11 protein-coding genes and 1 rRNA gene are annotated in these 16,404 nt (G+C 35.6%); 6 read left to right on the top strand and 6 right to left on the bottom strand.

Annotation, left to right across the window (positions count from 1 at the left end; translation table 11 throughout):
• From rrf to DV356_RS09270, 4 genes are all read left to right on the top strand, one after another.
• Positions 1-80: ribosomal RNA gene (gene rrf, locus DV356_RS10050) — 5S ribosomal RNA — on the top strand; the annotation flags it as partial.
• Positions 81-340: 260 nt separating this feature from the next.
• A complete protein-coding gene (locus DV356_RS09280) occupies positions 341-928 on the top strand; it encodes a uracil-DNA glycosylase family protein (RefSeq protein WP_118806875.1) in 588 nt (195 codons plus the stop codon).
• A gap of 113 nt (positions 929-1,041) precedes the next feature.
• Entirely contained in the window at positions 1,042-2,838 is a 1,797-nt protein-coding gene (locus DV356_RS09275) for an ATP-binding protein (protein WP_118806874.1), read from the top strand.
• 212 nt (positions 2,839-3,050) lie between these two features.
• Positions 3,051-3,680: a YkgB family protein gene (locus DV356_RS09270; protein ID WP_005658466.1), complete on the top strand. Its 630-nt coding sequence runs from the start codon at positions 3,051-3,053 to the stop codon at positions 3,678-3,680.
• Between the two features lie 147 nt (positions 3,681-3,827).
• On the opposite strand, the gene DV356_RS09265 is transcribed toward DV356_RS09270, so the two are convergent.
• From DV356_RS09265 to prlC, 6 genes are all read right to left on the bottom strand, one after another.
• Complete coding sequence (locus DV356_RS09265; protein WP_118806873.1) at positions 3,828-6,911, bottom strand: type I restriction endonuclease subunit R; 3,084 nt, start codon at positions 6,909-6,911, stop codon at positions 3,828-3,830.
• A 10-nt stretch (positions 6,912-6,921) separates the two neighbouring features.
• A complete protein-coding gene (locus DV356_RS09260; RefSeq protein WP_050848864.1) occupies positions 6,922-7,920 on the bottom strand; it encodes a virulence RhuM family protein in 999 nt (332 codons plus the stop codon).
• Between the two features lie 4 nt (positions 7,921-7,924).
• Entirely contained in the window at positions 7,925-9,058 is a 1,134-nt protein-coding gene (locus DV356_RS09255; RefSeq protein WP_118806872.1) for an AAA family ATPase, read from the bottom strand.
• 1 nt (position 9,059) lies between these two features.
• Positions 9,060-10,274, bottom strand: a complete 1,215-nt coding sequence (locus DV356_RS09250) for a restriction endonuclease subunit S (RefSeq protein WP_118806871.1) — start codon at positions 10,272-10,274, stop codon at positions 9,060-9,062.
• 84 nt (positions 10,275-10,358) lie between these two features.
• A complete protein-coding gene (locus DV356_RS09245) occupies positions 10,359-11,903 on the bottom strand; it encodes a type I restriction-modification system subunit M (protein WP_112119503.1) in 1,545 nt (514 codons plus the stop codon).
• A gap of 245 nt (positions 11,904-12,148) precedes the next feature.
• Positions 12,149-14,188 carry an oligopeptidase A gene (gene prlC, locus DV356_RS09240; protein WP_105894834.1) on the bottom strand — a complete coding sequence of 680 codons (2,040 nt, stop codon included), beginning with the start codon at positions 14,186-14,188 and terminating at the stop codon, positions 12,149-12,151.
• Positions 14,189-14,312: 124 nt separating this feature from the next.
• On the opposite strand from prlC, the gene DV356_RS09235 reads away from it, so the two are divergent.
• The gene (locus DV356_RS09235) at positions 14,313-14,675 is read left to right on the top strand and encodes a YbaN family protein (RefSeq protein WP_005648761.1); all 363 of its coding nucleotides are present in this window, start codon (positions 14,313-14,315) and stop codon (positions 14,673-14,675) included.
• Entirely contained in the window at positions 14,668-16,212 is a 1,545-nt protein-coding gene (locus DV356_RS09230; protein WP_118806870.1) for a peptide ABC transporter substrate-binding protein, read from the top strand. Before DV356_RS09235 ends, DV356_RS09230 begins: the two co-directional genes overlap by 8 nt.
• The last annotated feature ends 192 nt before the right edge of the window (positions 16,213-16,404 follow it).

Here is a 16,404-nt window from a genome sequence, read left to right as displayed (position 1 = left end):
ATACCGAACTCAGAAGTGAAACGCTGTAATGCCGATGGTAGTGTGGGGTTTCCCCATGTGAGAGTAGGGCACCGCCAGGTTATCAGATACAAATCTAAATCACATAAAAACAGAAGAACCCCGTGTCAAAAGATATGGGGTTTTAGCTTTTGGGAATTTACTCATTATTTCATGAAAAGGATTAAAGTAGAAAATAGAGATTGTATTTTAATATCAAGTTTTTAGTTTTGTATTGGCTACAATATAGCTTTAATAAATATACCTATTTATATCATTTAGAGTTTTGATTTTTCATATTTTTCAAATAGACTTTATATATTCATTTCTAATCTCCTTTATTATGCTTAAAAATTTAGACGAAATAACTTCAAGTATTATCGCTGATCCTCAAAATAAAGATTTTACAGAACGTGGAATTTTCCCTTTATTTGCGGCTCCTAAAACAGCTCGAATTAATATTGTTGGTCAAGCTCCTGGGTTAAAAGCTGAGCAATCTCGTTTGTATTGGAATGATAAAAGCGGTGATCGTCTGCGAGAATGGTTGGGAGTAGATTACGATTATTTTTATAATTCAGGTATGTTTTCGGTTCTTCCCATGGATTTCTATTATCCTGGAAAAGGTAAATCGGGTGACTTACCACCTCGTCAAGGTTTTGCAGAAAGATGGCATCCAATGATTTTAGAGCATCTACCTAATATTCAGCTCACTATTCTTATTGGGCAATATGCACAGAAATATTATTTACCCGAAAATAAAGATAATGTAACTAACACTGTTAAAAATTATCGTCAATTCTTACCGCACTTTATGCCTCTCGTGCATCCTTCCCCACGTAATCAGCTTTGGGTAACAAAGAATCCTTGGTTTGAAGAGCAAGTTATTCCTGAATTACAAATTTTAGTCAAACAGATAATTAATAAAGATTAAGTTTTTCATTTATTACGCACACATAGTAATAACAATCTTTTTTACTTTATGGATATAATAAAGCCTATATGCACAGGTTTTTTTATAACGATAATAATGTTTTAGGAGATTTGATGAAAAATTTCAAATATTTTGCTCAGAGTTATGTGGATTGGGTTATTCGTCTTGGGCGTCTTCGTTTTTCTCTTTTAGGCGTGATGATTCTAGCGGTTTTAGCCCTTTGTACTCAGATTTTATTTAGTCTATTTATTGTTCATCAGATATCTTGGGTAGATATTTTTCGTTCGGTAACTTTTGGCTTACTCACCGCGCCTTTTGTTATTTATTTTTTCACTTTATTAGTAGAAAAACTTGAACATTCTCGTCTTGATCTTTCTAGCTCGGTTAATCGATTGGAAAATGAGGTCGCCGAGCGAATTGCTGCTCAGAAAAAATTATCCCAAGCATTGGAAAAGTTAGAAAAAAATAGTCGTGATAAAAGTACCTTACTTGCCACAATAAGCCATGAATTTCGCACGCCATTGAATGGGATTGTCGGGCTTAGCCAGATTTTACTTGATGATGAATTGGATGATCTCCAGCGTAATTATTTAAAAACTATCAACATAAGTGCGGTCAGTTTAGGTTATATTTTTAGCGATATTATTGATTTGGAAAAAATTGATGCCAGCCGAATTGAATTAAATCGCCAGCCAACAGATTTCCCCGCCTTATTAAACGATATTTATAATTTTGCTAGTTTCCTCGCCAAAGAAAAAAATCTTATTTTTTCTTTAGAGCTTGAACCTAATTTGCCTAATTGGTTGAATCTTGATCGTGTTCGCTTGAGCCAAATTTTGTGGAACTTAATTAGTAATGCGGTGAAGTTTACGGATCAGGGAAATATTATTCTTAAAATTATGAGAAATCAGGATTGTTACCATTTTATTGTGAAAGATACAGGAATTGGGATTTCACCTGAAGAACAAAAACATATTTTTGAAATGTATTATCAAGTGAAAGAAAGCCGTCAGCAAAGTGCGGGTAGCGGTATTGGGTTGGCTATTTCTAAAAATCTCGCTCAGTTAATGGAAGGAGATTTAACAGTTGAAAGTGAGCGAGGAAAAGGCGCGACTTTCCATCTTACTCTCCACGCTCAAGAAATTTCTGAACAAGAATCCGTTAAGGAAAATATTCCATCCTTGACCATTCTTTTAGTGGAAGATGTTGACCTCAATATTATGGTTGCGAAAACTATTTTAGAAAAACTTGGGCATCATGTTGATGTTGCGACAAATGGCAAGCAGGCGATTACTTTATTTGAGAAAAATGTTTACGACATTCTATTGCTCGATATTAAATTACCAGATATGAGTGGTTTTGAAATTGCCCAATATTTGCGAGAGAACTATGAAAACGGTATTTATGATTTTTTACCGCCAATGATTGCTTTTACCGCGAATGTTATGCAAAGCGAGCAAGAATATTTAGAAATGGGCATGGATGGCGTATTACGTAAACCCATTTCAATTAAGGATTTACACCATTGTCTGCAGCAATTTTTTACGGATGAAAGCGAATCTATTATAGAAATGAATGATGATAATGAGCTTTCAGAACAGTTTGATTTAGCGCTGATAGAAACACTTGGAAAAAAACAAATTTTAGAAAATTTATCTTTATTCAAACAAACTATGCCAAATTATCTGGCTCAATTATCAAAAGATAATATGAAAGAAACAGAAGATACCGCCCATAAAATTAAAGGCGCAGCGGCATCGGTAGGGTTAAATCATTTACGTCAATTAGCGGATACTTTAGAAAGTGCGGCTAAAAATTCTGATGTTTTTAATTGTGGAGAATTGATTGATGAAATTGGAAATCTTTGGTTAGAAGATGTGGAGGATTTGCTTAAATTTTGTAAATTTTAATATCATAAGGTAGTTGTGTAAAGATTATTTAAATGTGATTTAAAGATAATAAAGAGGCTTAAAATGGGAAAATAAAATTTTATTTTAATTAGTAAAACTTTTCAAATTTCTCCGTTATTTACCTTTTATTAAAGGGAATTGATTTTGCTTTTTAATATTAAAGCAAGTAGAATTAGGCTCTCAATTTTATTTACTTTTATGTGGAAATTTATATGTCAGTATTTAATACATTTGTTGAATTTGTCGCGAGAATTGTTGCACCAATGCAGCGTCAATTTATTAATTTTATCCGTATTGCTATTTTTATTGTAATGGCATGGATCGGTGGTTTGAAAGTTTGTCAATATGAGGCAGATGGAATTGCCCACTTTGTATCAAATAGCCCATTTTTTAGCTATATGTATGAAAAAGGGCCAAATTTAGTGCCGAATGATAAAGGAGAGTTAGTGATGGAATATACACTACACAAAAATCCTGAAGGAAAAATGGTTGCAAAAAACATCGAATGGCATAAAGAAAATGGCACCTATACGGCTTCTTACATTATTGGAGCAATTATTGTTACTGTTGGTATTCTTACTTTAGCTGGTATTTGGAATGCAACGGCAGGTTTAGCAGGAGGCCTACTGACATTTGGCATGTCAATAGTCACGCTGTCATTTTTAATCACAACGCCCGAGGCTTGGGTGCCTAATCTAGGTGGAGATTTACCAACGCCAGCCTATGGTTTCCCTTATTTATCTGGAGTTGGTCGTTTAGTGATTAAAGATATTATTATGATGGCAGGTGGCTTAACAGCTGCAGCAGAGTGTGCAAATCGAATTTTAGCACGTAAAAAATAAGTTTATCGATATAAAAAACAGCTCCAAGTATAAATTGGAGCTGTTTTTATTATCACGACTAGTTAAATATTGATCATTACGTTTTGTATTATTAATTCATAATGCCTTTATGTCTTAATAAGATGTCTAATTGTTGATATATTAAATTTAAATCTGTCCTCCAACCCCTTTAAATTTCTCTACAAATGCAGCAATTTTTTGGAAAATTCTCTGCTTTTTAGTGAGATATTGTGGAGTAAGTGGACTCATTTTTGGCAATACTTCATTAAGTGCTGTGCCGTTTTCACTGGCATATTCGCGTTTTAATGAAGTGCTGATATAGCGTTTTGCTGCATCGACATTCAAATTTTCTTCTTGAATTAAGGTTTCTGCTTCTTTTCGCTGTTCTGCTTGAGCAAATAGGAAGAATGAGTCAATTAAAGTCGCTTTATCGGGAATATCATCTAAATTTGTTTGGTTGATAAAATCGACAATCAAGCTCTCTTTAGCACGGTTACCTAAACTTGAACGAACTGTGCGGCGGATTTCATCAATTAACACCTCTTTGTCTTGGTTTTTCTTATGATGCTCGAAAATTAACGCAAGAATATAATCCAAATTGATTTCTTGAGATTTTAATAAATCTACTTCAAACACGACATCGTCCCAATTTATCGGCGAATTATCTTTATCATTCCCCTCTTTTCTTTGGCGTAACCAATCGCGAATATCATTATAAGTTGAACGATAATCTTGCTCCGCTCTTACTGGTAAAGTGGGTACTTTCAGCATTTCTGCAATTTGTTCATCATTCACATAATGTACTTGCTTGAATTTCTCCATTGCAATCGGATCATTTAAATCGACCGCTTGTAAGGCTTGCAATGCTGCAAACTCATCGTAATTTTGCAAAATATTTTCAATACGCAAATATTCGCCAAATAATTTTACAAACTCTTTTTTATCTTGCTCTGTTTCGATTTCTGTTGGATCAGGAAAGCTTTCTTTTAATTCTTTCACGATTTCTGCATAGCCACGTTGATTGTCATCACCATTAAAATAGCTGTCGTAGCTTTTTTCTAGTACGACATTCTTCGTATTTTTATCGCCAAATAGCGTGATTGCATCAATGGTATTTTGTTCCAAATCGCGGAAAGTGACGATATTCCCAAAGGTTTTAGTTGTGTCATAAATGCGGTTGGTGCGAGAAAAAGCCTGCATTAATCCGTGATAACGCAAGTTTTTGTCCACGAAAAGAGTATTCAACGTAGGGGCATCAAAGCCTGTTAAGAACATTCCGACCACAATCAGTAAATCCACTTCCTGATTTTTCACACGTTTGGCAAGATCGCGATAGTAATTTTGGAATGATTGACTATCTACGCCATAATTCGTGCCAAAGTAGTGATTGTAATCATCAATGGCTTTTGTTAAAAATTCTTTTGCTGTACTGTTTAGAGCAGTGGGTTCAAAGGTCTCATCTGGAATATCGCCAATCGCATCTTGTTCTTCATTGGCGGCAAACGAAAAGATTGTTGCAATTTTTAACGGATGTTCCTGCTCTGCCTGTAAATTTTGTAAGGTTTCGTAATAACGTTTTGCTGCTTCCACACTGCTTACCGCAAACATTGCATTAAAGCCTTTACCTGTGGCATTCAAGCGGTGGGTTTTTTGTTTAAAATTGTTAAGCAAATATTGCGAGATTTCTTTAATACGCTCAGGGTGTAAAAAGGCTTGTTTCTGCTCAAGTGCGGTCAATTTTTCAGGATCTTTTTCTGTTTCTAAGGCTTTAAATTGTGGGCGGACATCGTTGTAATCGACCTTGAATTTCAGTACTTTGTCATCACGAATAGCATCAGTTATCACATAAGAATGCAATTCCGTACCGAACACACTTGCTGTCGTTTCCGCACCTAATGCGTTTTCAGGGAAAATAGGTGTGCCAGTAAAACCAAATTGATAGAATTTTTTGAATTTACGTTTTAGATTTTTTTGTGCTTCGCCAAATTGGGAGCGATGTGCTTCATCGAAAATAAAGACCACCTGTTTTTGATAAATAGACAGGTTTTCTTCACTTTTCATTAAATTATTCAATTTTTGAATGGTGGTTACGATAATTTTGTTATCATCTTTTTCAATATTGCGTTTAAGCCCAGCGGTACTTTCCGATCCATTCACGCTATCAGGCGAAAAACGCTGATATTCTTTCATCGTTTGGTAGTCTAAGTCTTTACGATCGACCACAAAAAAGACTTTATCAATAAAATCAAGTTCAGTCGCAAGGCGAGATGCTTTAAAACTGGTGAGCGTTTTGCCTGAACCTGTGGTATGCCAAATATAGCCACCACTTTCTTTATTGCTCCAATTTTTGGCGTGATATGAACTTTTGATTTTCCATAAAATACGCTCAGTGGCGGCAATTTGATACGGACGCATAATCAATAGAGTGTCGGAAATATCAAACACGCAGTAATTGACCAACACATTGAGCAAAGTATTCTTTTGCAAGAAAGTCGCGGTAAAATCCTTTAAATCTTTAATCAGCGTATTTTTTGCCGTTGCCCAATTCATTGTGAAGTCGTAGCTATTCTTATTGCGTTTAGTCGTATTAGCAAAATAGCGAGTATCCGTGCCATTAGAAATGACAAAAATCTGAATATATTTAAAGAGAGAATTTTCTTTATTGAAACTTTCTTTGCTGTAACGGTGAATTTGGTTAAAGGCTTCACGAATCGCCACGCCGCGTTTTTTTAATTCAATATGTACAAGGGGTAAACCATTGACCAAAATTGTCACATCATAACGATTATCATAGCTGCCAGTTTGCTCAAATTGATTGATGACTTGTAGAGAATTATTGGCAAGATTTTTCTTATCAAGCAAATAGATGTTCTGAATGCGTCCGTTATCGAACACAAAATCATAAATATAATCATCGTGAATTTTGCGGGTTTTCTCAATCAGATTATCGCTCGGTTTATCCAAATATTCCTCTAAAAAACGTTGCCATTCTGCATCGGAGAAAACCACGTTATTTAAGCGTTGTAATTGCGCCCGTAAGTTTTTAATCAACGCATCATTACCATTGATTTCTTGTAAATACTCATAGCCTTGAGCCTGTAAATCACGAATAAACTCACGCTCGAGGCTCCCTTCCGTTTGATAACCAGCATTAGGTTCTTCCACAAATTTATTATATTGATCTAAAACGATAAAATTATTGGATTCAGCGATAGTTTTGTATTGGGTCATAAGTAGTTCCTTAATGCTTTTGCTTTTTCAGATCTTTTTGCCATTTTTCTAAAATTTCTAAATCTTCATTATCAGCTTGTATGCGTTTTTGTTGTTTTCTGACCTGATCAAATAAGGCATATTGTTCTTTAGTAAAGGTTTCCATTTGTTTTACGGTTCGGGTTCCATTACCGATAAGCAACGGAAAACCGTTAAATTCAATTAAATTATCGACATTATTACGCCAGAAATTTAATGTCAGATCTTGACGGTTTTTAACGCGTAATTCGGCACTTTCTAAAAAGATCATCACTAAACGATTCAAGGAATCTAATTCATCATGAGTTAAATAGTTTTTAGCGGTAATAATATCGCCTTTACGTACAACAGCACCTTTCCAAGAGGTAAGACCCATATTAGGTAATTTGGCATTTGCACGCGTACAAATGAGTTCTGCGGCGGTTTGTTGTGTAATGGCATAAATCAACTTATTTTGTGTTTCTGCAAAAAACATTTGAGTGACTTTATCTGTTTTATCGTAGTCACTGGATAATTTAAATAACTCTCGTACTTTTTGATAAAACCGCAATTCACTGGCTCGAATTTCACGAATTTGTTCCAGTAATTCATCAAAATGATCAAATCGACCTTGAGGATTTTTCAACCGCTCTTTATCTAATAGAAAACCTTTATCTAAATAAGTACGTAATTGCGTATTTGCCCAACGACGAAACTGTACACCACGAGGGCTACGCACACGAAAGCCGATGGCGAGAATCATATCAAGAGAATAATGTTTTACTTGATATTGCTTGCCATCTTGGGCAGTTATCAAGTAATCCTTGATAACTGAATTTTCATCTAATTCATTGTCTTCTAATATATTTTTTATATGTAAGGCGATATTTTGTACAGAGGTGTCAAAAAGTTCCGCAAGCTGATTTTGGGTCAGCCAAGCCTCATTTTCGACAACCAATAAAGCAACGTGAGATTTACCATCGTCTGTGTTGTAGATGATTAAGTCGTTCATATTTTTACTCTGTTATATTATCAGTTTGTGGCTCTTTAATATTTTCTTCTATATAGAAACCATAATTATTAATTAGATGTTCAAGTAAATATTTAACAATCTTCTTTTCGGCATCTGTTGGTTCAGCGAAGTGACTAGTAAAATTGATTATACGAGTGTAATAGCTTTGTCTTGCATCATCATTGGGTAATAGATTTGACCATCCTGAATAACCAAGAAAGTTAGCAGTTTTTTCATATAAATTTCTCAGTAACATGAAATGATATTTTTGAATATCTTTAGATTCAACTTCTTCAAGTAGATTTTTTAGAAAAAGATGATAGGAGAAACTCTTGTTTGAACCACCTTGTTTCACCTCAAGATCAAATCTTTCGTTTTCATTCTTATTTTCATCTTTTCTTAGAATATAACCATTTTTTGCTCCAAGTTCATTGTATAAAACGTTATAAAATAAAGGATTGTGTGTGGTGATAATAAATTTTATAGTATCGGGACTATCTTTGACTAATTCTGCTAAATCAACAGCTAATTGAATAAGATGATTTTCATCCAATGAACTTACTGGATCATCAATAAAGATATATTTAAGTTCATCAAATTCATTAGTAGTGCGTTCACTAGGCTCTGAGATATTTAATTCTGCAACAACTTGTTCAATTAACGTATGAAAAATACTCCAAATAAAATTACTTTCTTCCCCTTTCGATAGTTTTATATTTTCTTCAGGCGTATCATCTCCACGTGCAAAACTGAATGTAATTTGATTATTTTCTATATCAAATTTAGGCATAAGTTTTTCATCACAATAATGATGAAATTTTCCAATTACTTTACCTTCATCCCCTTGATCTCTAATCAACCAGCGAATAAAAGAATTTGGTTGAATCTTTAATTTTGGTTCTGTGTCATTAAGTAGATCATTATCCCAATAGAATAAATCTTCGGTAAAGGCATTGAAATAAAGAATTTTTCTTCGTGTTAGATCTTCTTCATTGTCATGATTTTCTTTAGGTGCAATAAGATTCTTAAAGACTTTTGATAAACGGGTTTTTCCACTTCCATTAAAGGCGTAAATTAGATTAACCTTTTTATCAGAATCTCTTAATTGTTTTGCAATTTTGTCTAAACTTTTAGTCATATTATTCTCTGCCAGGGAAATTCAATAATAATTCTCGGTAATACTCATACCGCTTTTGGCTTTGTTCAATCGCTAAAGGCAAGCCTTCGGTGATGGAATTGGTTAAGGTTTCAAATTTGTCTAAGATTGAAACGATACGTTGTTGTTCTTCGATTGGAGGGACTGGAACAATACATTTATTTAAAATATCATAGGAAATAAATGGTTGTGATGCCTTGTTTGCTTTATCAATAAAGTTTTGTGAGAGCAAAAGATAGTACGCATATCTAGAATTAACATTATCATTAATTTTATTGCAAATGATACCGTTGTAAGTGACGAAATGTTTGCCTTCAGCCCAATTAACTATTCCTGCATAAGCTCCAATATGTCCAATAACAGGAGCATCTTCACTGTTATATTCATTGTGAGATCCTACAATTCCATTACTTCCATAAACTGGATATTCACCACCAATGGTTGGTATTTTATTACCAATACCATATTGAAACTTATATATTTCATTTAAATGTAACCATTGAATGTTAGAAGTACTAAAAAGTTTATCTTTATCCACTTTTTGTTGTGATGAATTCTCTGAATCATTATGAGAAAGTAATTTTTCTCGATAGTATTCATACTGTTTCTGGCGTAGTATAAGCTCGCTGGTAAGCTCGCTGGTAAGCTCGCTGGTAAGTGCTGTCAATGCGTCCAAAATTTTTACGATTTCGGTTTGGACGGAGAGTGGGGGGATGGGGATGAGAACTTCCGACATTAACCTATTAGAGCTTAGGTTAGGTTGTGCTCCGCCTCCAGAAATAATATAAATATCTTCAACTTTTGATAATAGATAATGATATAAATATCGATTATTTAAAATATTAGTATTAGGTAAAAATTTACCGACTCGCTGATTAAGATAGGAGGGGTGTTCATAGTTATAAAAACCAATTTTCCCAGTAGTTGCTCCAGACATAGCAATCAAAATATCACCTTTATGAACTTTATAAGGTGTCATATCAGTATTGTAATCATCCAGCAAAAAATATTTAACATCAGATAGATTTACTTCTTTACCATCTATATTTGTTATTCTGACAATAGGGGCACCATTGTCTTTAAATAAGCTACTCTTAAAGGCAAATCCGTTTTGAAAATTACAGACATCCCCTAAAGGCTTCCACTCAACCTCAGCCCCATCCAATAATTTTTCTAAAAAAGTGCGGTTGTTTTTCATCGTATTTTTTGTTGCTCCTCGTAGGGTGGGCTTTAGCCCACCACCTGTTATCGTAAATTGGTGGGCTGAAGCCCACCCTACATTTTACCCCTCAATTTCTGCAACAATCTTGTCAATCTCGGCACGCAAGCGGTCAATATTGGCAACTGTTTTACGAATTTGAGCATTGAGTTCATCAATATTAATTACTTCACGGGTGTCTTTTTGTTCCACATACGAACTTACTGCAAGGTTGTAGTCATTTTGGGCGATTTCTTCAAAGGATATGGATTTTGCCAAATGCGGCACATCCTCTTTATCGGCAAACAGTTTGAGGATTTGCTCGATATGTTCCTCTTCTAAAATGTTGTTATTAGTGGCAGATTTAAATAAACCGCTGGCGTCGATAAATTGAGTTTGGGTATTGGGTTTGTGTTTGGAAAGCACCAAAATATTCACCGCAATACTGGTGCCAAAAAAGAGATTTGGCGCAAGCGCAATCACCGCATCCACATAGTTATTATCCACCAAATATTGACGAATTTTTTGCTCGGCACCGCCACGATAAAAAATACCAGGGAAGGAAACAATCGCCGCCCTGCCTTTGCCTGAAAGATAGCTTAATGCGTGTAAAATAAAGGCAAAATCTGCTTTTGATTTCGGTGCAAGCACACCTGCGGGGGCAAATCGTTCATCGTTAATCAGTGTTGGATCGTCGGAGCCAGCCCATTTCACGGAGTAAGGCGGGTTAGAAACGATGACATCGAAAGGTTTATCATCGCCAAATTGTGGTTCCATTAAGGTGTTGCCTAAAGCAATATCAAACTTGTCGTAGTTGATGTTATGCAAAAACATATTCATACGGGCAAGGTTGTATGTGGTATGGTTAATTTCCTGCCCGAAAAAGCCTTCTTCAATAATATGTTCATCAAATTGTTTTTTGGCTTGAAGCAAAAGTGAGCCAGAACCTGCTGCAGGGTCATAAATTTTATTGACCGAGGTTTGCCCGTGCATTGCAATTTGAGCAATGAGTTTGGAAACACTTTGTGGGGTGAAAAATTCGCCACCAGATTTGCCTGCATTGGCGGCATAGTTGGAAATTAAAAATTCGTAAGCATCACCGAATAAATCAATATGATTATCTTCAAATTTGCCAAAATCAAGTTCAGCCACGCCTTTCAAAACAGCCGTTAAGCGGTCGTTTTTATCTTTTACGGTATTGCCCAAACGGTTGCTGGTGGTGTCAAAATCGGCAAATAAGCCTTTAATATCTTGTTCAGATGGAAAGCCCGTCGCTGAGTTTTCAATATCAGTAAAAATCTGCTTTAAATCGGTATTCAAATTAGGATTGCTGCCAGCATTAGCCGCGACATTCTTAAATAATTGGCTTGGGTAAATAAAGTAGCCTTTGGTTTTAATGGCATCTGTTTTAATGTCAGGTGTAATGATTTCATCAGGTAATTGGGCATAATTTACGCTTTCATCGCCCGCTTCAATGTAATTGGCAAAATTTTCGCTAATAAAACGGTAAAAAAGTGTGCCAAGCACATATTGTTTGAAATCCCAGCCATCGACTGAGCCACGCACATCATTAGCAATTTGCCAAATACGGCGTTGAAGTTCGGCACGTTGTTGAATTGCAGCAGCCATAAAATCCTCAGAATATTTTGTGTAATGAGTTGAATAGATATGTGAAAAATTATACAGGAAATTAGTCTATTCTGCGTGAATTTCTATGCGTTTATCTTACAGCTATTTGTAAAAATAATGTCTCGTTTGCAGGTTTTGTCTAGATAAAGTGCGGTTAAAATTTACTATGTTTTTATGGTGGGATTTATTTTAGAGGGAGATATTTGAGAAAGGGTATGTCGTACATACCCTATCTGATTGATATATTAATTCATAATGCCTTTATGTCTTAATAATGCATCTAATTGCGGTTCACGGCCACGGAAGCGTTTGAAGAGTTCCATTGGCTCTTCTGAGCCACCACGGGTGAGAATTTCATCTAAGAATGATTTGCCGGTGATTGGGTTGAAAATACCTTCTTCTTCAAAGCGTGAATAAGCATCAGCCGATAATACTTCAGCCCATAAATAGCTGTAATAACCTGCGGCGTAGCCCCCTGCAAAAATATGGCTGAAGCTGTGTGGTGCTCTTGCCCAATCTACGCCTTTTATGACGGCAACTTGTGATTTCACTGATTTAAGTGTATCCAAAATTTGATTGGTTTTTTCCGCATCAAAGGTGTGATGTAAACGGAAATCAAAAATACCAAATTCAAGCTGACGTAAGATAAACATCGCAGCTTGGAAATTTTTCGCTTTTAATAATTGCGTGAGTTTTTCTTTTGGCAACGGCTCGCCTGTTTCGTAATGCCCTGAAATAAACGCCAAAGCCTCTTCTTCCCAGCACCAGTTTTCCATAAATTGACTTGGTAATTCCACAGCATCCCAAGGCACGCCATTTATACCCGCCACATCGGATACATCAATTTGCGTGAGCATATGATGGATTCCGTGCCCAAATTCGTGGAATAGCGTGGTGACTTCATTGTGAGTAAATAACGCTGGTTTATTCCCTATCGGTGCATTGAAGTTGCAAGTTAAATAAGCCACAGGCGTTTCAATGCTGCCATCCAGTTTACGCTTACGTCCGATACAATCATCCATCCACGCACCTCCACGTTTATGTTCGCGTGCATATAAATCAAGATAGAAACTGCCTCGGAGTTGATCATTTTGATCGATTAAATCAAAGAAACGCACATCTTTATGCCAAGTATCCACGCCTTTGCGTTCCACTGCACGAATATTAAAAATGCGTTTAATTAATTCAAACAACCCTGAAATCACGCGATTTTCTGGAAAATATGGGCGAAGTTCTTCATCATTAATGGCGTATAAATGTTGTTTTTGTTTTTCGCTGTAAAAACCAATATCCCAAGGTGCAAGTTCAGTGACACCAAATTCTTTTTCGCAGTAATCTTTCAATTCTTGCAGTTCTTTTTCGCCTTGTGGTTTGGCACGTTCGGCAAGATGATCTAAGAAATCAAGCACTTGTTGTGGGTTTTCTGCCATTTTTGTGGCAAGTGAAAGTTCGGTATAAGTATTAAAACCGAGTAATTTTGCCAGTTCAACGCGTAACGTCAGAATTTCTTCCATAACTTTACTGTTGTCCCATTTGCCAGCGTTAGGGCCTTGTTCAGAGGCACGTGTTGCATAAGCACGGTACATTTCTTCACGCAATGCACGATTTTCGCAGTAAGTCATCACAGGCAAATAACTTGGGATTTCTAACGTAAAACGATAGCCCTTTAATCCTTTGCTTTCAGCGGATTGTTGTGCTGCTTGCAGTGCAGATTCAGGCAAGCCAGTAAGTTCTGCTTCGTTTTCAATGAGTTTTTCCCAACCCATTGTGGCATCTAATACATTATTGCTGAATTGTGAATTTAATTCCGATAAGCGTGCCACAATTTCGCCATAACGTTGTTGTTTCTCTTCGGAAAGCCCAATGCCTGAAAGTTCAAAATCACGCAGTGAATTTTCAATGGCTTTCTTTTGTGCAATCGAATAATCGGCAAATTCAGCACTATTTTTTAACGCTAAATAGGCATTATAAAGCCCTTTATGCTGACCAACCCAAGTGCTGTATTCAGAAAGTAACGGTAAGCACGTTTGATAGGCTTCACGTAATTCAGTGCTATTTTTTACTGAATTGAGATGAGAAACGGGCGACCAAGCACGATTTAACCGATCATTAGTTTCCGTTAAAGGCAAAATGAAATTTTCCCAAGTAAAGTGCGGTTGTTTTAACACTTGTTCTATCGTATTGCGACAATCTTGAATTAATTTTTCAACAGCTGGTTGAATGTGTTCTGGCTTGATTTGTGAAAATGGCGGTAGGCCTTGAATGTTAAGTAATGGATTTGACATAGACATAAATGTTCCTTTTTTGAAAACTGTTTTTTTATGTGACGGCAAATTCTATAATATCAAGGTTGAAAAATCTAAAAAATCAGTAATAATAGTTTGCATTTTCTTTTTTATTAGGAACATTATGAAAATTATTTACATTATTTTAGGTTTTCTTTCACTTGCAATTGGCATCATTGGGATTTTTCTTCCTCTTTTGCCTACCACGCCTTTTTTATTACTTACTTTATTTTTCTTCACAAAAGGTTCAAAACGCTTAGAACAATGGTTTTTAGGCACAAGTATTTATCAAAAACATCTCAAGTCCTTTCATGAAAATCGATCATTAAAGAAAAATACCAAAATTTTTATTTTGACTTTTGTTACCACAATGCTACTAATTGGTTTTTATTTCACGCCAAGTGTAATAGGGCGTAGTGTTATTGTTGCGTTGATTTGTATTAAGTTTTGGTTCTTCTTATTTTGGATTAAAACCGAAAATGAATAATTTGTTCGCCTTGTGCCAACGAAGTGCGGTTATTTTTTCTATTATTTTTACGGTGGTGGCTTGTGATAAATTGGATAGTCCTAAGCCTATTTCGCCACAAATTGAGACACAAAAAAATACTCAATTAGAATCTAACCGAGTTGAATTAAAACGTGGCGTTTATAGCGATTTGACTTTGCAACCTTGGCAAGCACAAAGCGAAGAACAAACTCAATTATTACGAGATCTTTTTGAAGGATTAACAGCTTATGATGTGCAAGGTAATCTTGTTCCAGCTGTAGCAGAAAATTGGCAAACCGAAGACAATAAAACTTGGATTTTCACTTTGCGTGAAAATGCTAAATGGTCAAATGGCGAGCCTATCACTGCATCAGATTTTGTACAATCTTGGCAAACACTTTCTCAATCTGAAAGCCCACTTAAAAATTATTTGGCTTTTATGAATCTGAAAAATGCGAAGGCAGTATTGGAAAAAGCGTTACCTGTTGAATCCCTAGGATTGTTTGCCGAAAATGACCGCACTTTACGCATTGAATTAGATAAAGCATCGCCATATTTACTTTCTATGCTGGCACATGTCAGTCTTTTGCCTCACTATGCTAAATCGACTGAAATATTTATCAGTAATGGCGCATATCAGTTACAAAGTCAGGCTGAAAATCAGCATATTTTAACTACCAATCCTTATTATTGGGCGAAAGAAAAAGTGATATTTCAGCAAGTGAAGTATCAAAAAATTTCCGTTGATGCAGATTTGTCTGATTTTGATGTTGTAATGAATCCGAAAAAAGTCGATCAGAATATCCAAGATTATCCGCAACTTTGTACTTACTTCTATGAGTTTAATCTTTCCGATCCTGTGTTACAAAAAAGTGCGGTAAGAAAAGCGATTGTTTCGATGATTTCTACCAATAATTTGGTTGCAGATATTGCTCATCTTCATCCTAGCAATACTTTTTTGCCAAAATCTATGCTAGGTGAGCAAGAATCTGTTTGGGAGCCAGTTGTTGCAGAACAGCTCTTTTCCCAAAATCAAATTAGTGAAACTCGTCCATTGAAATTACGTATTCGTTATGATGATTCATCTCTGAATCAAACCATTGCAATGCGATTAAATCATCAATTATCACAATCTGATTTATTACGAGTTGAAAATCAAGGGATGAACTGGCAAGAATTGCAAACCGCCCGCACAAAAGGCGATTTTCAATTAATTCGTTCTGGCTGGTGTGCTGATTTTAATGATCCTGCAGCATTTCTAAATTTATTCTATTCAAAAAGCCCAGATAACAAAAATGGCTATAAAAATGCGGAATTTGATCGTTTATTTGAAAGTGCAATGACGACGACATCCGAAAAAGTGCGGTTAGAAAATTACGCAAAATTAAAAGGGATAGTTCAACAAGAGCATTTAGTGTTACCCATTTTTCAATATAGTACGCCTGTTTATCTTGCACCGAGTATAATGGGTGCGCAAGTAAATTCTGTCGGTGTCATTTACAGTAAAGATTTGTGGAGAAAGGTTCAAAGTCAATAATTGCCCTTGCAATCAAGGAAAGAATTCTTTAAGATTGGAGGCATTGGGGACAACTCCTACATCGTCCCCTTGCGATTATCTTAGATAACTGTTCCGGAACAGCTAACTAAACAACAGATAATCAAGAAAATGAAAAAGGCAATTTTTTCATTTTACTTACTCCTGATAAGCCCCGATCTTTGGAATACGAGA

The organism is Haemophilus influenzae (assembly GCF_003494325.1).
Lineage (GTDB): Bacteria > Pseudomonadota > Gammaproteobacteria > Enterobacterales > Pasteurellaceae > Haemophilus > Haemophilus influenzae_I.
The sequence above is the reverse complement of the archived record's forward strand: the minus strand, read 5'-3'. Positions and strand labels throughout refer to the sequence as shown.